General features: G+C 39.5%; 20 protein-coding genes and 1 pseudogene. 8 read left to right on the top strand and 13 right to left on the bottom strand.

All coding sequences use genetic code 11. The features are described from left to right. Positions 1-352: 352 nt before the first annotated feature. The 9 genes from mrdA to EWZ81_RS04660 form a co-directional block, all read right to left on the bottom strand. Positions 353-2,119 carry a penicillin-binding protein 2 gene (gene mrdA / locus EWZ81_RS04700; RefSeq protein WP_165549179.1) on the bottom strand — a complete coding sequence of 589 codons (1,767 nt, stop codon included), beginning with the start codon at positions 2,117-2,119 and terminating at the stop codon, positions 353-355. After that, the gene (locus EWZ81_RS04695) at positions 2,100-2,543 is read right to left on the bottom strand and encodes a hypothetical protein (RefSeq protein ID WP_165549178.1); all 444 of its coding nucleotides are present in this window, start codon (positions 2,541-2,543) and stop codon (positions 2,100-2,102) included. Before EWZ81_RS04695 ends, mrdA begins: the two co-directional genes overlap by 20 nt. A gap of 12 nt (positions 2,544-2,555) precedes the next feature. Beyond that, on the bottom strand, positions 2,556-3,182 hold the full coding sequence (gene yihA, locus EWZ81_RS04690) for a ribosome biogenesis GTP-binding protein YihA/YsxC (protein WP_165549177.1): 627 nt from the start codon (positions 3,180-3,182) through the stop codon (positions 2,556-2,558). After that, the gene (gene lptA, locus EWZ81_RS04685) at positions 3,179-3,730 is read right to left on the bottom strand and encodes a lipopolysaccharide transport periplasmic protein LptA (protein WP_001267774.1); all 552 of its coding nucleotides are present in this window, start codon (positions 3,728-3,730) and stop codon (positions 3,179-3,181) included. The genes yihA and lptA overlap by 4 nt, the downstream gene beginning before the upstream one ends. Then, a complete protein-coding gene (locus EWZ81_RS04680; protein WP_097562882.1) occupies positions 3,730-4,323 on the bottom strand; it encodes a hypothetical protein in 594 nt (197 codons plus the stop codon). Before EWZ81_RS04680 ends, lptA begins: the two co-directional genes overlap by 1 nt. After that, positions 4,298-4,792 carry a KdsC family phosphatase gene (locus EWZ81_RS04675; RefSeq protein ID WP_078284924.1) on the bottom strand — a complete coding sequence of 165 codons (495 nt, stop codon included), beginning with the start codon at positions 4,790-4,792 and terminating at the stop codon, positions 4,298-4,300. The genes EWZ81_RS04680 and EWZ81_RS04675 overlap by 26 nt, the downstream gene beginning before the upstream one ends. After that, a complete protein-coding gene (locus tag EWZ81_RS04670; RefSeq protein WP_165549176.1) occupies positions 4,789-5,733 on the bottom strand; it encodes a septal ring lytic transglycosylase RlpA family protein in 945 nt (314 codons plus the stop codon). The genes EWZ81_RS04675 and EWZ81_RS04670 overlap by 4 nt, the downstream gene beginning before the upstream one ends. Continuing rightward, positions 5,733-6,851 carry a lytic transglycosylase domain-containing protein gene (locus EWZ81_RS04665; RefSeq protein WP_000044474.1) on the bottom strand — a complete coding sequence of 373 codons (1,119 nt, stop codon included), beginning with the start codon at positions 6,849-6,851 and terminating at the stop codon, positions 5,733-5,735. Before EWZ81_RS04665 ends, EWZ81_RS04670 begins: the two co-directional genes overlap by 1 nt. An 87-nt stretch (positions 6,852-6,938) precedes the next feature. Further along, positions 6,939-7,703 carry a TatD family hydrolase gene (locus EWZ81_RS04660; RefSeq protein ID WP_165549175.1) on the bottom strand — a complete coding sequence of 255 codons (765 nt, stop codon included), beginning with the start codon at positions 7,701-7,703 and terminating at the stop codon, positions 6,939-6,941. Between the two features lie 75 nt (positions 7,704-7,778). Here EWZ81_RS04660 and ribE point away from each other — a divergent pair, with 75 nt between their 5' ends. The 4 genes from ribE to metI are packed head-to-tail and all read left to right on the top strand — an operon-like array spanning position 7,779 to position 10,326. After that, positions 7,779-8,399, top strand: coding sequence for a riboflavin synthase (gene ribE, locus EWZ81_RS04655; RefSeq protein ID WP_165549174.1), 621 nt, complete (start codon positions 7,779-7,781; stop codon positions 8,397-8,399). Continuing rightward, positions 8,400-8,672 (top strand): FlhB-like flagellar biosynthesis protein, encoded by a 273-nt coding sequence (locus EWZ81_RS04650; RefSeq protein WP_001044054.1) that lies wholly within the window; start codon positions 8,400-8,402, stop codon positions 8,670-8,672. A 21-nt stretch (positions 8,673-8,693) separates the two neighbouring features. Next, complete coding sequence (locus EWZ81_RS04645; RefSeq protein ID WP_165549173.1) at positions 8,694-9,677, top strand: methionine ABC transporter ATP-binding protein; 984 nt, start codon at positions 8,694-8,696, stop codon at positions 9,675-9,677. A 1-nt stretch (position 9,678) separates the two neighbouring features. Then, positions 9,679-10,326 carry a methionine ABC transporter permease MetI gene (metI, locus tag EWZ81_RS04640; RefSeq protein WP_000625465.1) on the top strand — a complete coding sequence of 216 codons (648 nt, stop codon included), beginning with the start codon at positions 9,679-9,681 and terminating at the stop codon, positions 10,324-10,326. 189 nt (positions 10,327-10,515) lie between these two features. On the opposite strand, the gene EWZ81_RS04635 is transcribed toward metI, so the two are convergent. From EWZ81_RS04635 to wecA, 3 genes are read right to left on the bottom strand one after another with little or no spacing between them, the layout of a single operon-like run. Continuing rightward, complete coding sequence (locus EWZ81_RS04635) at positions 10,516-10,947, bottom strand: hypothetical protein (RefSeq protein WP_165549172.1); 432 nt, start codon at positions 10,945-10,947, stop codon at positions 10,516-10,518. 9 nt (positions 10,948-10,956) lie between these two features. After that, a complete protein-coding gene (gene lpxF, locus EWZ81_RS04630) occupies positions 10,957-11,553 on the bottom strand; it encodes a lipid A 4'-phosphatase (protein ID WP_165549171.1) in 597 nt (198 codons plus the stop codon). After that, complete coding sequence (gene wecA, locus EWZ81_RS04625) at positions 11,553-12,560, bottom strand: undecaprenylphosphate N-acetylglucosaminyl transferase WecA (protein ID WP_165549170.1); 1,008 nt, start codon at positions 12,558-12,560, stop codon at positions 11,553-11,555. Before wecA ends, lpxF begins: the two co-directional genes overlap by 1 nt. Positions 12,561-12,699: 139 nt before the next feature. Between wecA and pdxJ the strand changes: the two genes are divergently transcribed. The 4 genes from pdxJ (at position 12,700) to flgG (ending at position 17,272) form a co-directional block, all read left to right on the top strand. Continuing rightward, positions 12,700-13,488: a pyridoxine 5'-phosphate synthase gene (pdxJ, locus tag EWZ81_RS04620; RefSeq protein ID WP_001210886.1), complete on the top strand. Its 789-nt coding sequence runs from the start codon at positions 12,700-12,702 to the stop codon at positions 13,486-13,488. Position 13,489: 1 nt separating this feature from the next. Continuing rightward, complete coding sequence (pdxA, locus tag EWZ81_RS04615; protein WP_165549169.1) at positions 13,490-14,413, top strand: 4-hydroxythreonine-4-phosphate dehydrogenase; 924 nt, start codon at positions 13,490-13,492, stop codon at positions 14,411-14,413. A gap of 219 nt (positions 14,414-14,632) precedes the next feature. Then, positions 14,633-15,658, top strand: coding sequence for a tRNA (adenosine(37)-N6)-threonylcarbamoyltransferase complex transferase subunit TsaD (tsaD, locus tag EWZ81_RS04610; RefSeq protein ID WP_165549168.1), 1,026 nt, complete (start codon positions 14,633-14,635; stop codon positions 15,656-15,658). An 825-nt stretch (positions 15,659-16,483) separates the two neighbouring features. After that, positions 16,484-17,272, top strand: coding sequence for a flagellar basal-body rod protein FlgG (gene flgG / locus EWZ81_RS04605; protein WP_096424433.1), 789 nt, complete (start codon positions 16,484-16,486; stop codon positions 17,270-17,272). Between the two features lie 99 nt (positions 17,273-17,371). Here flgG and EWZ81_RS04600 read toward each other — a convergent pair. Beyond that, positions 17,372-18,219: pseudogene (locus EWZ81_RS04600) on the bottom strand (YaaW family protein); the annotation flags it as partial. Between the last annotated feature and the right edge of the window lie 127 nt (positions 18,220-18,346).

The following is an 18,346-nucleotide window of genomic DNA, read 5'->3' as shown; positions in this document are numbered from 1 at the left end:
CAATTTCTTAAAAAGCGTTATTTCTTAAGGGGGGGAATAGCGCAAAATAACCTCTCTCCTTATCCTTTAAGAAAATAATGATCAAATCTAAAACAATGAAGCGATTAACTAAAAACCATTTTTTAAAAAACATTAAATAAGACTTTAGTTATCAACATTTGATTAGAATAAAGCCAAAAATACAGCAAGCCTAAATCCAATTAAAGTTACGCTTTTAGAATGTTCTTTAATAAAGACCAGTTTTAAACCACCCGTTAGACTGGGTTATAGAGCGGTGGAATGAGTTGGAAACAAGTTGGCTGATTGTCTTTAGCGTTTGGGTTAATGCGTTTTTGAAAAAATTTGGGGTTTATTAAAGATAGCCAAGCTCATAGAGTTTGTTGCTCATTTTCACTAACAACCCCCCCAGTTTTGACCCTCCCTCCCCATGTTCTACTAAAATAGTGATAGCGTATTTGGGTTTTTCATAGGGCAAAAATGCGGTAATCCATGCATGGGATCGATGGAAATATTCCATATCCTTTTCTTTCATGCGGTTGACGATGTTTTGAGCGATTTCTACGACTTGCGCGGTGCCGGTTTTACATGCTAAAGTAACCTTAGAACCTCTTGTGGAATGATAAGCCGTGCCGTCTTTATGGTTGCACACTTCATACATGCCCACTCTCAAGGCTTGGAGTTTCTTTTTTTGAAAGCTATTCAGGGGATCTTTGAGCGGCTGTTGGTTATGGATAGCAAAATGAGGCGTTGCCAGTTTGCCTGTCGCAATGAGTCCCGTATAGGCTAGCACTTGTAAAGGCGTGGCTAAAAAAGAGCCTTGCCCAATAGCGGTAATGAGCGTGTCCCCAACGCGCCAGTCTTGATTGAAGCGTTTGAGTTTCCACAAATTATCCGGCACAATCCCCACAAATTCATTCGGCAAATCAACGCCCGTTTTTTCCCCAAAGCCCACTTCCCTTAAGGTTTTAGAGAGTTTTTCTATAGAGATTTCAAGCCCAAATTTATAAAAATACACATCCACAGACTCCCTAATGGCTTTATACAAATTAGAATTGCCATGCCCTGTTTTTTTCCAGTCTCTGAATTTGCGCTTACCCACTTCAATAAAAGGCGGGGTGGGGATAGTGGTGTTTTCTGTGATATTAAGGTTTTCTAAAAAGCTCAAGCCCACGCCCATTTTAACCACAGATCCCGGCGGATACAAGGCGTTAGCGAAGCGGTTTAGTAGGGGGTTATAAATATCATCTTGAAGTTTTTGCCATTTGTCTTGACTGATCCCGCCTACAAAATCGTTCAAATTGTATTCAGGGTAACTCCCTGCAACGAGCAATTCCCCATTTTCTGCGTTCATCACTAAAATAGCCCCCCTTTTATTTTCAAAGAGCTTGTCCGCTTCTTTTTGCAAGCGTTTGTCTAAACTCAATTGCAAGTGGTTATTGGTGCTTGGTGGCACGACCTCTAAGGTGGCTAATTCCTGATTGAGCGCATTGACATGCACGATTTTATAACCCACCTTGCCTTGTAAAAGTTTGTTGTATTCTTTTTCAATGCCGGTTTTGCCTACAATCTGGCTGTATTGATTCTCTTCATCGTCTTTTAAATCTTGCAAGCTTGCCACCCCCACATAACCTAAAACATGCGAAGCTAAAGCGTTATTAGGGTAGTAGCGTTTGTCTAAAGGCAGCACAAAAATGCCTTGAGTTTGGATGAGTTTGGTATAAAGAGGTTGCATGGTGGCATAAGGAATGAGACCCACTACTTTAATGAGGTTGTGGTTATAAAGCGAATTTTCTTTTTGGTAATTGTTTAAAAGCGTTTCTTTGGAAAAATTAGGGAAAAACTTTTGGATCATTTCAATTTTTTCTAAAAGCTCTTTTTGTTTCAATCCGCTAGGCAAAAACACGCCAAACATCAATTCGTTAGTGGCTAAAAACTCATCATTTCTGTCTGTAATATCGCCCCTTGTAGGGACTAGAAATTCCTTTTTGGTCATGTTGCGTTCGGCCAGTTTTTCATAGTATTCTTGATTTTTAACGCTTAGAATAAATAAATTTAAAACCAACAACCCCCAAAACCCTATAAAAACAAAGAGTAAAAGCTTATAGCGAAGATTTTTCATACAAACCCCACAAAACGCTCTCTATGAGCACAAAAAGAGCGAGAAAACCGATCGTCTTCAAATCCAAAGACACCGAAAAAAAGCGCGATAAATAGAGATAATAAACCAAAAAGACATGCAAAGTTTTGAATAAAAAGCCGTCATTAAAAAGCTTTAAAGAGTTTTTATAGACGATTTGGTGGTAGATTAAAAACAGCAAGGCTAAAACGCCTAAAGTCTTTAAATGCATGCTTTCAAACCAAAACAAACAACCAAACACGCTCAGGCTTGGCAGAAAATGATCGTATTTTTTCGCATAAAACAAGAATAAAAACCCAATCATCGGGGGCAAAAAAGGCATTAAGTCTCTTAAAAGGCTATAAAAATAAAACCCCAAGATCCCTAAGCATAAGAAAAAAAAGGAATCTTGTTTTAAAGAGAGCATGGTTTTTGCGGCTTATAAAGGGTTAGTGAGCAAGTGTTTTAGTAGGGTTTGGCGCACTATTTCAAGGGTTGGGTATTTTGAAGAAAGGGCGTTAAAATGGGTGGTATTGATTAAAAAAGGTTTAGGAGCGTTTAAAAAAAGGCGGTGTTGCTCATTTTTATTCAACTTGTCAAATTTCGTAAAAAGAGAGAGGTAGGCTTGATCGGGCCTTAAAAGGGCTTGAATGCTTTCTTTAGCGTTTTTGTCAATTTCTAAATCCAAATGGCGCGCATCCACTAAATGGATAAAAAGTTTGATAGAAACCCTAACGCTCAACAATTCCCATAAAAACCCCTCCCATTCTTTTTTCAAGCTTTTAGAAACTTTAGCGTAGCCAAACCCGGGCAAATCAATCACATTAAAGGTTGTTATTAAAGCGTTTTCTTTATCTTCCCAAGTGGTGGAAAAAAAATTCGCTAAACGGGTTTTTCCAGGCGTCGCTGAGCTTTTGGCGAGATTTTTCCCTAACAAGGTATTAATAAACGAGCTTTTGCCTACATTGCTGCGCCCTAAAATGACCATTTCAGAAGTCAAGCTCGCAGGGCATTGAAAAAGCTGGCTTGAAGAAGTGAGAAAATGAGCGTCTTTAATGGCGATCATGGTTTTTCGCCTTTCTTCTTCAATTTAGCCTTACGATTTTCTTCATTAATATCTTCCATATCAAACACAAACTTAGCGGGCCGCTTCGCGCTCCCCAACACGTCAGCATAACCCTTGGTTTTGTTTAAAATGATTTCATCGCCGGTGATGACATTGGATTTCCCCACTTCTCTAACCACCGCATTTTGCAATAATTTGTATTCCCCATTCAGCGCGTTATAAATGAGCTTGTCAGCGCTCCCGCTGATTTCACGATTATCCTCTGTAAAAATATTAAAGTGCGTGTTCCCTGTGGCTTCATAGCGCTCTGGCTTTCGTTTATCGTTTAAAAACACGCTCACTTTATCCGCAAACAACCGGTCTTTACCTTTTTTGATCTGCACATTGCCTTGAATAACGGCGGTTTTGGTTTTGTCGTTCGCTACAAATTGGTTGCCGGTAATCTCTAAAAGCTCTCTTTCTTTTTTCAAACCTTTATTGTCTGTTTTTTGAGCGTCCATCACGCTTAAAATACCAAAACAACACACCAAAAAACACCACCAACGCATTAAAACCCTCCTTTGAAAGTGGGGAATTTTTTCTTTTCTTTCTGGCTTTGTTTGATTTCATCTAAGAATAAATACGCTTGAATGCTTTGAGCTTCAATAATAGCTAATGCATGCGAATAAGAAATGTCAAGCCCTTCAACCTTGCTGTCCTTTGAAGTGAGAATGAAACGGCCCTTGCCTTTAAAATTTTGCTCCTTATGGTTATAAATCCCTGTTTCACTCCAAAAACTGGAATCATCGCTTCTTTTATAAGTTACCCCATTAGGGAAGAAATACAAATCCTGCTGCCGTTTGGCTTTAGGGGATTCAACGCTTTCTATCGTGTCTTCATCATAGCGCTTGATTTTGGAATCAAAAAAGATCTCGTGATCATCGTATTGTAAAGCTTTTTTGCCCTCTATGGACAGATCAAGGATCTTATCGTTGATTTGAAACGCTTTAAAATTTTCTAATTCAATTTTAGGGATATTTTCTTTAGAGATAACGCTAGTGGGTTGGGAACGCAAAAAGAAAAACACTAGCCCTATCGTGATGAAAGACAAAACCACAAAGAAGTTTAAAACGCTATTAGAGGTAAAGCTTGAGCGCTTCATCTTGCAAGCCTTCCAATTCTAAGAGATAATCAATCGCTTCCCTAACAGCCCCCTTGCCCCCTGAATTTTGCAACACCTTATAGGCCTTGCTTTTAAGCAAGGGGTGTGCATCAAAAGGAGCAAAACTCAAAGCACATGCCTTAAACATGCCTAAATCGTTATAATCATCGCCCACGCATGCGATTTCTTGCGCGCTCAATTGCAAGTCTTTTTTGAGCCGCTCTATAACGGCGTTTTTATTTTCAACGCCCATAAAAACAAACTGAACGCCCAAGCTCTCCATGCGTCTTTTCACCATGATTGAAGTTCTTCCTGTAATGATAGCGATTTTTTTGCCTAATTTTTGCCATAGCGTCATGCCAAGCCCGTCTTTGACATTAAAAGCCTTGATTTCGTGAAAATTTTCATCAAAATACAACGCCCCGTCCGTGAGCGTGCCATCCACATCTAAAAGCAATAACTTAATCATTCTCTCGTTAAAACCGCATTCTGGTTGTATTTTTTCATAAAATCCCTAGCCTCTTCTTCGCTTTGAAACCCTTGAACTAAAACTTTATACAAATCGTCTTTAAAAGCAACCTTAACGCTGTAATTCTTATTCTCTGCTTGCAATTTATCCGCTAGAGTTTGAGCGCCTATTTGGTTTCTAAAAGCCCCCATTTGCAAAGAAAATTTCCCTCCGCTCACGCTTTTTTCGCTCTCGCCGACTTTAAATTCTTTGTGTAAGATCTTTGAATAGTTGGCGTTAAAGGATTGTTCGTATTGTTTGGAGATAACCCCACCAAAACCCAAAACAATGAGGCGCACGCTAGCGGTGCCTTTTTGAACCATATCAATATCCCTAGCGGCCGCATTAGACAAATCAATGATGCGATCGCTCACAAAAGGCCCTCTATCGTTGATGCGCACGATGGTGCTTGAATTGTTATCAACGTTAATGACTTTCACCACGGTGTTCATGGGTAAAGTCTTGTGCGCGGCGGTGTGGGCATACATGTTATAGATTTCCCCATTACTGGTTTTTTTGGCATGGAAGTTAGGGCCATACCAGCTCGCAATGCCATCAAATTTCTCGCCTAAATCCACTTTAGTGGGGTAATACCACTTGCCTCCCACTTGATAAGGGCGCATGGTGGCTCTTTGGATCGCGCTAGAATCGCGCATGCCGTTATCTAGGGGTTGTTTTGTATTGTTACCTTGCGAATCGGTGTGGTGTTTGAAATGGCGTTCAAAAAAATTGCGTTTATAGGTGGCTTTTTTGGTTGTTGGGTCATAGTCTTTAGCGTTTTCATAAGCGCGCAAGCTTTCATGCTTGTAAGACAAATTCTTTATTCCCTCTTTTTTAACCGCACAAGCGCTAATCAAAAAAATAACGCCTAAAAAACAAACTTTTTTTAACGCCAAACCCATTAAAATTCCCTTGTAGCGATCAATTTCTTATTGGTAGGAATGATCAAGCGCTGGTGGATAAAAATATTAGAATCTTTGAGGTTATTGGCTAATTGGATACTGGAAATACTGACTTGATAGCGTTTAGCGATAGAAGATAAGGTTTCTTTAGGCAAGACCACATGGGTGATGAAAGGGCTTTTAGGACTGGCTTGAATGTTTTTATTTTGTTTGAGTTGGCGTTGTTTGAAAAGGGCGAGTTTTTCATAAGGGATATAAATGGTGTAGGTGGGGTCTTTAGAGGGCAGAATGTTATAGCGGAATTGGTGGTTGTAGGATTTTAAGGTTTCTAAACTCAAGTTTAAATTTTTGGCCACTTGGATTAAAGAAGTGTGCCTTTTAAACGGGACGCCCACCAAACTCACTCTCGCCCCACGATTGAGCAGATATTCTTTATCTTTGAGGTTGTCTAGGCTGTTGAATTTCAACGCCAGGCTTAGAATGGAGCGGATATACTCTCGTGTTTCTTTAGGGAGGTATTTCTTATCTTCATCCAGCAAAATCTTAATGTCTGAAGTGCCGGCGGCTTTAATAGCGTTTTGAACCTTGCGTAAGCCGTAATTATACGCCATAGCGACCAAATACCACTCTCCGGTTTGCTTGTAGAGCCGTTTCAAATAAGTGATCGCCGCTTGAGTGCTTTTAATGGGATCTCTTCTTTCATCAATGTAATGATTGACCTTAAGCCCTAATTCTTTAGCCGTGCTTGGCATGAACTGCCAAATCCCTACCGCTTTTTTCCTACTATAAGCCCTTGATGAAAACTTAGACTCGGCCATGGCTAAAAACAAAAATTCTTGTGGCACGCTCGCTTCTATGAGCATGTTTTTAATGATGGGGATGAATTGGTAATTCACGTCAAATCTTTTGACTAACTTTTTCCATTCTTCTTCTTTATTCATTTTCTTTAAAGCGTTGGGCATTTGGGATAAAAAGCTCGCATTAACCCCAAAGGCCTCTAACGCTTTGGTGTCAATATTGGATTCAAAAGCCATTTTCGCATGGCCTAAAGAAGCCAATAAAAGGGTAACAAAAAAAACCAACCATTTTTGACTAAAACACTTCATTCTTTTTGACATCGCATCCTAATAACTACAGCTATCCAGCTTTTAAAATAGCTTTGATTATAGCTAAACTTGAATAACGCTTTCTAACACAGCCTTATTTTAGGGGAAACTAAAGAGCGTTTGAGCGTTATGCGTGCTTAAAGAAGCGAGCTCTTCAGTCTCTATGTTGATGATTTCGGCAATTTTTTGAGCGATTAAAGGGATATAAGTGGGGCTATTCCTGGTGCCTCTAAAAGGGTGTGGGGTCAAATAAGGCGAATCCGTTTCTAAAAGAAGCCTGTTTTTAGGGATTTTAGGGAGGATCTCTACCAGTCTTTTAGCGTTTTTAAAAGTGCTAACCCCTCCTATACCATAGTAAAAACGATCGCTCAATTCTAAAAGCATGCTATCAGCGTTAAAGCAGTGCAACACCCCAAAAGCCTTAGGATAGCTTTTTAAAAGATTCAAACTATCAAAACTCGCCTCTCTGATGTGGATAATCAAGGGTTTGTTGTGTTGGATAGAAAATTCAATCTGTTTGGTAAAAATTTCTTTTTGTTTGCTTTTATAACTCTCTCTCTCATTCAATTCAGGCAAGCGGTAGTAATCCAGTCCGCATTCGCCTATCGCTACGCACTTTTGATGGCTGACAAATTTTTCAAACAGGCTTTCATCAAAGCTCTCCACATCATAAGGGTGAGTGCCTATAGCAAAAAACACGCCTTCAAATTTTTCGCTAATTCCTACCGCTCTCTTCAAATCCTTCATGTCCGCGCCCGGAATCACGCATTGAGTAACGCCTTTTTCCAGGCTTTCTTTTAACACTTCTTCTAAATCGTTTTCATAATCCCTGTGATCCAAATGGCAATGCGTATCAATAAACATGCTTTTATCCTAATGGTTTTATTTAATATGTTACAATATTTAAGCATTTTAACATAAGGAAAATAATCATTAACGATGTTCAGCGGTCTAATCCATCAAATAGCTAAAGTGAAAAGTTTCCACAACAATATTTTAAGCGTAGAGAGCGATCTCAATCCCAAGCTTGGCGATAGCATTGCGATTAATGGGGCATGTTTGACCGCCATAGAAAGTTCAAAAACGCATTTTAGCGTGGAATTGAGCCAAAAAACCCAAAACAGCGTAGCGTTAGAAAATTACAAGGATTTAGTCCATATTGAGCCAGCTTTAAAAGCTGATGCGAGTTTAGACGGGCATTTTGTGCAAGGGCATATTGACGCTATCGGGGTCATTGAAAAAATCATTCACAACGCTAATCAAGTGGATTTTTTCATCAGCGCTTCTAAAGAAACGCTTTTATTGTGCGTTGAGCAAGGCTCTATCGCCATTGATGGGGTGAGTTTGACTTTAAGCAAGGTAGAAGAAAAGGGGTTTTGGCTAACGATTATCCCTTACACTTTAAAAAACACCCTTTTTAAGACTTATAAACTCAAACGGCGCGTGAATATTGAAACGGACATGTTAGTCCGTAGTGTTGCGTCTATTTTGAAAAAAACAAAAGGGTTTGAAAAAAAATTCTCTTGGAATGATGCGGATTCTTTGACTTTAGGGTATTAGATGAATAAAACCATAAAAGCCGCCGCTCTAGCCTATAACATGGGGCAAGATCATGCCCCAAAAGTGATCGCAAGCGGGGTGGGCGAAGTGGCTAAAAGGATCATTCAAAAAGCAAAGGAATACGATATAGCGCTCTTTTCTAACCCCATGCTGGTGGATTCGCTTTTAAAGGTGGAATTAGATTGCACGATACCTGAAGAATTGTATGAAAGCGTGGTGCAAGTGTTTTTATGGCTCAATAGCGTGGAAAATAACGCGCAAATGTCCAAGTGATCGGGATGTAAAGTTAAAACGATGGTAGTAGAATTAAAAAACATTGAAAAGATTTATGAAAATGGGTTTCATGCTCTAAAAGGCGTGAATTTGGAATTGAAAAAAGGCGATATTTTAGGCGTGATAGGCTATTCAGGGGCGGGGAAATCCACGCTCATTCGCTTAATCAATTGTTTAGAGCGCCCTAGTTCTGGCGAAGTTTTAGTCAATGGGGTCAATCTATTAAACTTAAAGCCTAAAGAATTGCAAAAAGCGCGCCAAAAAATAGGCATGATTTTCCAGCATTTCAATTTATTGAGCGCTAAAAATGTGTTTGAAAATGTCGCTTTCGCTTTAGAAATCGCCCGATGGGAAAAAACTAAGATTAAATCAAGGGTGCATGAATTGTTGGAATTGGTGGGGCTAGAAGATAAAATGCATTTTTATCCTAAACAGCTCAGCGGTGGGCAAAAACAACGAGTGGCGATCGCTAGGAGTTTAGCGAATTGCCCTGATTTATTGCTTTGCGATGAAGCCACATCCGCGCTGGATTCTAAAACCACGCATTCTATTTTAACGCTTTTAAGCGGCATTCAAAAAAAGTTTGATTTGAGTATCGTTTTCATCACGCATGAAATTGAAGTGGTTAAAGAATTGTGCAATCAAATGTGTGTGATCAGCAGCGGCGAAATTGTGGAAAGAGGCTCGGTGGAAGAAATTTTTGCTAACCCTAAACATGCCGTCACTAAAGAACTGCTTGGCATCAAAAACGAGCATGGGGATCAAAAATCGCAAGACATTTATCGCATCGTGTTTTTAGGGGAGCATTTAGACGAGCCGATCATTTCTAATTTGATCAGGCGTTTTAAAATAGACGTGAGCATCATTTCAGGCAACATTGAAGAGCTTACGACTAAAGATATAGGGTATTTAGTGGTGCGGTTTTTAGGCAATGTTGCAGAGATACAAAGGGCTTTAGAGTATTTAAACGCTTTAGGCTTACAAGTGGAAAAATTAAAGGATTAAAATGATTTCTCAAATGCTCATTCAAGCCACGCTAGAAACGCTTTATATGGTGTTTGTGGCGAGCTTTTTGGCGGTTGTTTTTGGCTTGCCTTTAGGGGTTTTATTGTTAGTGAGTAAAAAAGGGCATTTGTTAAACAAACCCCTTTTGCATAAGATTTTAGACACTTCTATCAACATGACTCGCTCTTTCCCTTTTATCATTCTCATTATTTTGCTCTTGCCTTTATCGCGCTTTTTGATTGGCACAAGCATTGGCTCTAGCGCGAGCATTATCCCGCTAGCCATTTCAGCCATTCCTTTTGTCGCAAAGCTTTTTGAAAATTCTTTAATGGAAGTAGAGCATGGCAAGATTGAAACCACTTTAAGTTTGGGAGCGTCTCATTTGGAAGTCGTTAAAATGATGCTTTTAGAGAGCCTGCCCTCTTTAGTGAACAATATCACCATCACCTTAATTTCTTTAATAGGCTATTCGGCTATGGCGGGAGCGTTAGGGGCTGGGGGCTTGGGGGATTTAGCCATTAGGATTGGCTATCAAAGTTATAGGGGCGATGTGCTTTTTTATGCGGTGGTCGTGATTATTGTTTTAGTGCAAATCATTCAAAGCACAGGGGATTATGTGGTGAAACGCCTAAGAAAGCATAAGTATTAGGGATTTGGTTTTCATCAAATGCGAACATTCAAAGCCAACTTTAACTCTTTGTTTTTTAAACGGGATTTCTAAGCTTTGTTCATGGCGGAATTCGACTCTTTAAAAACGCTTTTAAAGGTTATCGCTCAACACTGGATTAAAGCTTTTTGCGATCAAATATTCCATTAAATCCTCATGCAAAAATGGGCTTTATTTTGCGCCATTGATAAATTGATTCATCTGCTCTTCTAATCCTATGATTTGGGTTATCGCTCCCTCTAAAATTTCAAAATTTTGAGCGTTTTTTGGGGCAACGCATGCGAGTTTGTTGGAAGTTTTTTCTAACGATCGGATGTCTTTAAGCAAGGTTTTTAAAACCCCTACGCTTTTAAAATCCTTTTCAAAATAATCATCAAATTGTTGCTCTGTTTGAGACAAATTCTCTAAAAAATCGTTTTGAATACGCATTTGGGTGCGATCATGCCCGGTTTCAATACAGGTTTTATAGGTTTTATTGATCGCAGTCAAAACCTCTTTGGCTTTCAAAAAAGCCTTGGAAAGTTCAGCGATGATTTCATAATGTTCGCCCTCTGCTCTTAAAAACCCTAAAAATAGTGAAATGAGCAATAACTTTTTTAGCATTTTATCCCTTTACCATTGATAAGAAAAGCTCACCCCATAGCGGCTACTGCCCTTAAAATCGCTAGAGATTTCAGGATAGAGCATCCATTGCTTAGGTTTGTAGCGTGAAGTGAACAAATAGGCAAACCCCCATGCGATAAGGCTGCCGATCGTAACTTGCAAGATCGTGTGTTGTCTTGCCACCACTCTGCTGGCATCAGTGAGGATTGCAAGAGCGATCACAGGAAGAGCCGGCTTCCACCCATAGCGGTAATACACAAACCCAGCCGCGCTAAACACCCCCCCAGCATGCCCGCTTGGCATGCCTCTCCAAGAATTACAACATGGGCGTTTAGCAAATTCCACTCTAGCCCCATCTTTATGGGCGTTGCTAAAAGCTCCTTTAAGGCCATAAATCACGCCTTGAGTAACCAATGTGCCGACCGCTAATTCCCCTAAACCTCTATAATCGCGCATCGCCAAACTGACCGTGCCTACAAAAATAGGCAAAAACCTAAGCACATCGCCAATCTCTTCTAAAATGTATGCCCCCTCATTGATCGGCTCACTCCTTAAAGGATAGAACCATAAGAGCAGGATCAAAAAAAGACCTTTGAGCTTTTTCATTAAAACGCTCGCTTTTCTAAAGCGCAAACTTGCCTATTCAAATAAGCATAGCCTATTAAATAGCATGCGATAAAGACTAGGCTAATCACAATGAGCGCGTAAGAATTTAAGCGGAATAAGACGCTGATTAAAATAAAAGGCAGGTTGCACAGAATAAGGATAAACGCGCATAAAGGGTTGGGGTAATTGAAAGAGCGTTGTTGCAAGAATTTAAATAAAAGGGTGTGCAAATGCAAATTATCCGGCATGGTGGCTTTCTGGCGTTTTATTTTGCGCCTAAGGATGCTAAAAAGCACCTCTATGACTGGATAAAGCATTAAATTGAGCCCAAAAAACACGCTGATTTTTTGCTCCAAACTCAAATCCAAAAGGGAAATCCCGCACACCAAGCCCAAAAAATACGCCCCTCCATCGCCTAAAAAAATCTTTCCTGAAGGGAAATTTAACACCATAAACCCAAGCACCATGTAAGCGAGCAAACAAGACAAACTGCTAGGGTCTATATAATGAATGACTAAAAGCACGATCGCGCAAATCCCGGACGCAAGCCCGTTAAACCCGTCAATAATATTAATGGCGTTACTGATACCCACCAGCATAAAAATAGCGAATAAAAAAGCGATAAAATAAGGCAAGCTAAAAAGGGGCGAAAAATCGCTCACCACTAAAGGCGTTGATGAGATGATGCAAACGACCCCTACAGCTTGCAAAATAAGGCGTATTTTGGGGCTTAATGAAAGGTTAATATCTTCTAAAAAACCGCTCAAAAACACTAGCGATAGCCCTAAGAAAACAAAAGGCCCCTTAAAAGGCATCTCAAAAGGTTCAAGATAACAAGCCAACGCAAAAGAAAGAAAGATTCCAAGCCCCCCAGCTCGTGGGGTTCTCGCATGATGAAAGCCTTGTATTTTATTGGCGTTATCCACAAAGAGCATGGATTTTTTAGACCACAAAACAACCAAAGAGCAAATAAATAAACTGGTTAAAAAATATAGCACCCACAACACTTTTATTGGATTTAATTGACATTTTGTTTTGGGTATTATAGCATTTTTAAAAGATAGCTTGATGACAAAATCTTATAAGCATAAGGAGGGGTTTTATGTTACAATTCCAAAAATCATTATTATAAAATAAAGGATAGTCATGCGTTTTGGATTGAATATTGATCACATTGTTACTTTAAGGGAAGTGAGAAAGACTTATGAGCCTGAGATTTTAGAGGCTCTGTTTATCGCTAAAAACACCCATAAAGTGGATTTAATCACCATCCATTTGAGGGAAGACAAACGGCACATTCAAAATGAAGACGTTTTGAGACTGCTTGAAATTAGCCCCTTGCCTATCAACATTGAATGCTCTATTAATGCTGAAATCACTGATTTTTTATGCTCTTTAAAAAATAAGCCAAGTAAGGTTACCATCGTGCCTGAAAACAGAAATGAGGTTACGACAGAGGGAGGGTTGGATTGTTCATTAAAGGGTTTGGGGGAAGTTATTAGAGCGTATCACAATAAAGGCATTGAAGTGTCTTTGTTTGTTGATCCTTTAAAAGACGCTCTGCATTTTGCAAAGGAGCATCAAGTCAAACAAGTGGAGTTCCACACTGGGGTGTATGCGAATTTGCACAACGCTTTATATTCTAACGCTAACAATCAAATCCATGCCATTAGCGCGCTCAAAGACAAATGCCCCAAAGAATTGAAAGAAGAATTGCATAACGCCTTTTTGCAATTAAGAAGAATGAGCAAAGAAGCGTTTTTTATGGGTATTGTGGTGTGTGCTGGGCATGGGTTGAATTATTCTAACGTGAAAGAATTGCTAAAAATCCCCTCTTTAAGAGAGCTTAATATCGGGCATAGCGTGATTTCAAAAGCGGTTTTAGTGGGTTTAGAAAAAGCGATTTTAGAAATGGCGCAACTCATCAAGCGATAAAATGGCTAAAAAGAAAATCGCGATCAGCTGTGGGGACATTCAAGGCGTGGGCTTAGAATTGATCTTAAAAAGCCATAAGGAAGTGAACGCACTTTGTGAGCCGTTGTATCTCGTTCATGGCGAACTTTTAGAGCGGGCCAATCAATTGCTTGATAACGCTTATGAAACTAAAACGCTTAATGCGATCGCTATCCATTCCCCCTTACCCTTATTAAACTCTAGCACGATAGGCAAAGTCAGCGCTCAAAGCGGGGCGTATAGCTTTGAGAGTTTTAAAAAGGCTTGCGAGTTAGCGGATAGTAAAGAAGTGGATGGCATTTGCACTTTGCCTATCAACAAACTCGCATGGCAACAAGCTCAGATCCCTTTTGTGGGGCATACCGATTTTTTGAAACAACGCTATAAAGATCATCAAATTATTATGATGCTTGGGTGTTCAAAACTCTTTGTGGGGCTATTTAGCGACCATGTGCCTTTAAGCGCGGTTTCTCAGCTCATTCAAGTGAAAGCGTTAGTTAAGTTTTTATTAGCGTTTCAAAAAAGCACTCAAGCTAAAATCGTTCAAGTGTGTGGCTTTAACCCCCATGCGGGCGAAGAGGGATTGTTTGGGGGAGAAGATGAAAAGATTTTAAAAGCCATTCAAGAGGGCAACCAAACGCTGGGCTTTGAATGCTTTTTGGGGCCAATACCGGCTGATAGCGCTTTTGCCCCCAATAAACGCAAAATAACCCCCTTTTATGTGAGCATGAGCCATGATGTGGGACTAGCCCCTTTAAAAGCGCTCTATTTTGATGAAAGCATCAATGTGAGTTTGAACGCCCCCATTTTACGCACCTCCACTGACCACGGCACGGCGTTTGACATTGCTTATCAAGACAAAGCGAACAACAAAAGCTATTTGAATGCGATTAAATATTTGGCTTAAAGGCTTTTTCTAAAAAGGGGGCTTATTTTATTCAAAGCTTTAATTTTAGATTTCATCTCTTTATTCTTCATGCTCAATGTTTAATTCTAGCTTTCTATAATCATTGGTATTTTTGTCATTGGTATTTTTGTAAATCCACTTTTTAGTTTTGGTTTAAAGGCTTTAGAGTGTTGCTAACAAGGTATAATTCAAGCAAAAACACTACCCAAAGATAAAGACATGATTTTAAGCATTGAAAGTTCTTGCGATGACAGCTCTTTAGCCCTTACGAGAATAGAGGACGCCAAGCTCATCGCTCATTTTAAAATCTCTCAAGAAAAGCACCACAGCTCTTATGGGGGCGTTGTGCCTGAGCTTGCGTCGCGCTTGCATGCTGAGAATTTGCCGCTCTTATTAGAACGCATTAAAATCAGCTTGAATAAGGATTTTTCCAAGCTCAAAGCCATCGCTATCACGAATCAGCCAGGTTTGAGCGTTACTTTAATAGAAGGTTTGATGATGGCAAAAGCCTTGAGCTTGTCTTTGAATTTGCCCTTGATTTTAGAAGATCATTTGAGAGGGCATGTGTATTCGCTCTTTATTAATGAAAAACAAACCTGCATGCCTTTAAGCGCACTGTTAGTCTCTGGGGGACATTCTTTGATTTTAGAGGCTAGAGATTATGAAGACATTAAAATCGTTGCCACGAGTTTGGACGATAGCTTTGGGGAGAGTTTTGATAAGGTTTCCAAAATGCTTGATTTAGGCTATCCAGGAGGCCCCATAGTGGAAAAATTAGCCCTTGATTACGCACATCCAAACGAGCCTTTAATGTTCCCTATCCCTTTAAAAAACAGCCCGAATCTGGCTTTTAGTTTTTCAGGTTTAAAAAATGCGGTGCGTTTGGAGGTTGAAAAAAACGCCCCCAATTTGAATGAAGCGATCAAACAAAAGATTGGCTATCATTTTCAAAGCGCAGCTATTGAGCATTTAATCCAGCAAACTAAACGCTATTTTAAAATCAAACGCCCTAAAATTTTTGGTATTGTGGGGGGAGCGAGCCAAAATCTAGCCTTAAGAAAGGCGTTTGAAGATTTGTGTGTTGAGTTTGATTGCGAGCTTGTTTTAGTCCCTTTAGAATTTTGCAGCGACAATGCCGCCATGATAGGGCGATCAAGCCTAGAGGCTTATCAAAAAAAGCGCTTTGTCCCTTTAGAAAACGCCAGCATTTCGCCAAGAACGCTGTTAAAAAAGGCTTTTGAGTGAATGGATACAAAAAGAAAGCGCATGATAAAACGCCCTAAAATTTATCAATCTTTTATCTGTATTTGAGAGATTAAATTTGAATAAAAGTGTATTAAAACTGAATTTAACGAGTAAGCAAAAAGCCTTGAAACGCTTGACGAGAATTGTTTTATTATGGGCAGATTATTAGATTAAATACGGATTAAATCTACAATTTTATACAAAACCGCTATCATTTAAGTTAAATTTAATGATTATTGCATTATAGTTTCATCACAAAAAGGGTTTAAAAAATCCTTAAAGAGCTGGTAACTCTTAATGATCTGTATTTGGTGTAGTGGTGTTACGAGCACCATTAACTTGTCATGATTATGATCAGCTTCATGCTTACTCCTTTCTTGTTTAGATTTTAGTGTGTTTCTTAGCATGCATTATTCTTTCAAGCCATTAGGTTTGTGGTTAATGGTTTCAAACATCTATTAAGGAGCACATGTTTTGAATTGTATCATGTAAAATATATTATTTAGTCTAGTCCCATTAAAATTAAAATATTAAGCATAAAATAGAATTTTTATAAATTCCTTATTTTAAGCTTAAGCTGAATTTTGGTGTATTTACTTGTAAAAAGCATAATTACAAGACACTGAGAAGAGCAGAGTTAATTCTATTAACAAGGTTTTTATAGCATTTAAAAATGCTAATGCATTCATTTCAAACGCCAAAGATACTTGGGATTTCTTGCTTGAATGGGTTTAAATTTTTTATTAAAAGAGCGTTTTTAATCAAATTTAATCTTATTTTTGTTATAATTCCAGGTTGTTAAGTTTTAGTTTAAAAAGGGAAAAAATGCTCCGCTCTCTCTATAGTGCCACTTCAGGGATGCTCGCCCAACAAACGCACATTGATACCACTTCAAACAATATCGCCAATGTCAATACCACCGGGTTTAAAAAATCTCGTGCGGATTTTAATGACTTGTTTTACCAAGCGATGCAATACGCTGGCACTAACACAAGCAACACGACTTTATCGCCAGATGGCATGGAAGTGGGCTTAGGCGTGCGCCCTAGTGCGATCACTAAAATGTTTTCGCAAGGCAGCCCTAAAGAAACGGAAAACAATTTAGATATTGCCATTACGGGTAAAGGCTTTTTTCAAGTCCAGCTTCCTGATGGCACCACCGCTTACACAAGAAGCGGGAATTTCAAGCTAGACGAGCAGGGCAATCTTGTAACGAGCGAGGGCTATCTTCTCATCCCTCAAATCACTTTGCCCGAAGACACCACGCAAGTAAACATCGGTGTGGATGGCACAGTGAGCGTGACTCAAGGCTTGCAAACGACTTCTAACGTGATTGGGCAAATCACTTTGGCTAATTTTGTCAACCCGGCGGGGCTTCACTCTATGGGGGACAATTTGTTTTCAATCACCAACGCTAGCGGCGAGGCGATTGTGGGCAATCCGGATTCTCAAGGATTAGGCAAGTTAAGGCAAGGCTTTTTGGAATTGAGCAATGTGAGACTGGTAGAAGAAATGACGGATCTAATCACCGCTCAAAGGGCTTATGAAGCCAACTCTAAAAGCATTCAAACCGCTGATGCCATGCTCCAGACGGTCAATTCTCTCAAACGCTAAAAGGGGATTTTACTCTCTTTAACGCTCTTTAATCTTCTGCTCCCTTGTTGTTTTTGTGCTTGGAGTGGTTTTGTGTTTTAGAGCGGTTGTTGCCATTCTTTAATTCTTGTGGCTAGGGTTTTTAAGTTTTTCAACGCCGCTTTTTGGGTTATTGCTTGATTGGCGTTTCCCTTTCATGTAAAAAACAGCCAAAACGGCTAGACCGATAAGAACGATAGAGATGATAACTAGATACCACATTTTCTCAGTTTTATCCGCTTCTTGTTGCGCTTTCTGTTTTGCTTGTTCCGCTTTCAGTCTTGTTTGTTCTGCTTCTTGTTCTGCTTTTAATTTTTTGCGTAAGGTGGCAACTAAAACGCATGCCGGCACGGTTACCCTATAAGCCGGCCCAGCAAGATTGACACTCACTAACGCACCTATAATGACCCAACCAATAGGGCCAGCTAAAATACCCAAAGTTTTTTTAAGTGCTACTTTACCCACCACAGACGATAAACCATGCCCTAGAGTTTGTCTTACCATTGCATCTGCAACAGATACAGCCAACGCATAAGAATGAGAGCCACCCGCTTTAAACAGCGTTAAAACAGATGCGATTAGGACTTGTTTGTTTTAACCAATCATTTTATCAATATTTGTCATGCCCAATCCATCGCAGAGTTCTTTAATCTCTCTCCCATTCATTTTTTCTAAACTATCTTTCAAAAGTTTAGAAAGCATGTTTTGCTCAATCAAAGAGGTTGCAGATCTTTCATTGTAATTAATATCTAAATGATCGCACGCATCGCACAAAATCTCTTTGTATAAGACCCCTTCGTTTCTAAAAAATTCATGAAACTATTGCCCCCATAACACTGCAGTTCTTCAGCGATCCTTCTTGGGTATTTGGCGTAATCGCTACCACACCTTTTATATTCTGTTGAATTTGTCAATTTTTCATCATGTCTGTATGCCATGCAATCCCTTTAATTTTATTCCTACCGCTCGCTCAAATTCCACCAATCCCCTTTTTTAGTGATTAGTGATTAGTGATTAGTGATTAGTGATTAGTGATTAGTGATTAGTGATTAGTGA

The sequence above is a fragment of the Helicobacter pylori genome (assembly GCF_011140715.1).
Taxonomy (GTDB): domain Bacteria; phylum Campylobacterota; class Campylobacteria; order Campylobacterales; family Helicobacteraceae; genus Helicobacter; species Helicobacter pylori_DA.
Note: the sequence above shows the minus strand (reverse complement) of the source record. Positions and strands in the feature narration are given on the sequence as shown.

Bases quoted from the DNA above. Each gene is read 5' to 3' on its own strand.
- lptA (WP_001267774.1), bottom strand. From the start codon at position 3,730: ATGCGTTGGTGGTGTTTTTTGGTGTGTTGTTTTGGTATTTTAAGCGTG.
- tsaD (WP_165549168.1), top strand. From the start codon at position 14,633: ATGATTTTAAGCATTGAAAGTTCTTGCGATGACAGCTCTTTAGCCCTT.
- EWZ81_RS04645 (WP_165549173.1), top strand. From the start codon at position 8,694: ATGGTAGTAGAATTAAAAAACATTGAAAAGATTTATGAAAATGGGTTT.
- EWZ81_RS04680 (WP_097562882.1), bottom strand. From the start codon at position 4,323: ATGAAGCGCTCAAGCTTTACCTCTAATAGCGTTTTAAACTTCTTTGTG.
- lpxF (WP_165549171.1), bottom strand. From the start codon at position 11,553: ATGAAAAAGCTCAAAGGTCTTTTTTTGATCCTGCTCTTATGGTTCTAT.
- EWZ81_RS04675 (WP_078284924.1), bottom strand. From the start codon at position 4,792: ATGATTAAGTTATTGCTTTTAGATGTGGATGGCACGCTCACGGACGGG.
- pdxA (WP_165549169.1), top strand. From the start codon at position 13,490: ATGGCTAAAAAGAAAATCGCGATCAGCTGTGGGGACATTCAAGGCGTG.
- EWZ81_RS04635 (WP_165549172.1), bottom strand. From the start codon at position 10,947: ATGCTAAAAAAGTTATTGCTCATTTCACTATTTTTAGGGTTTTTAAGA.
- yihA (WP_165549177.1), bottom strand. From the start codon at position 3,182: ATGATCGCCATTAAAGACGCTCATTTTCTCACTTCTTCAAGCCAGCTT.
- pdxJ (WP_001210886.1), top strand. From the start codon at position 12,700: ATGCGTTTTGGATTGAATATTGATCACATTGTTACTTTAAGGGAAGTG.
- ribE (WP_165549174.1), top strand. From the start codon at position 7,779: ATGTTCAGCGGTCTAATCCATCAAATAGCTAAAGTGAAAAGTTTCCAC.
- EWZ81_RS04660 (WP_165549175.1), bottom strand. From the start codon at position 7,703: ATGTTTATTGATACGCATTGCCATTTGGATCACAGGGATTATGAAAAC.
- EWZ81_RS04695 (WP_165549178.1), bottom strand. From the start codon at position 2,543: ATGCTCTCTTTAAAACAAGATTCCTTTTTTTTCTTATGCTTAGGGATC.
- flgG (WP_096424433.1), top strand. From the start codon at position 16,484: ATGCTCCGCTCTCTCTATAGTGCCACTTCAGGGATGCTCGCCCAACAA.
- metI (WP_000625465.1), top strand. From the start codon at position 9,679: ATGATTTCTCAAATGCTCATTCAAGCCACGCTAGAAACGCTTTATATG.
- mrdA (WP_165549179.1), bottom strand. From the start codon at position 2,119: ATGAAAAATCTTCGCTATAAGCTTTTACTCTTTGTTTTTATAGGGTTT.
- EWZ81_RS04650 (WP_001044054.1), top strand. From the start codon at position 8,400: ATGAATAAAACCATAAAAGCCGCCGCTCTAGCCTATAACATGGGGCAA.
- EWZ81_RS04665 (WP_000044474.1), bottom strand. From the start codon at position 6,851: ATGTCAAAAAGAATGAAGTGTTTTAGTCAAAAATGGTTGGTTTTTTTT.
- EWZ81_RS04670 (WP_165549176.1), bottom strand. From the start codon at position 5,733: ATGGGTTTGGCGTTAAAAAAAGTTTGTTTTTTAGGCGTTATTTTTTTG.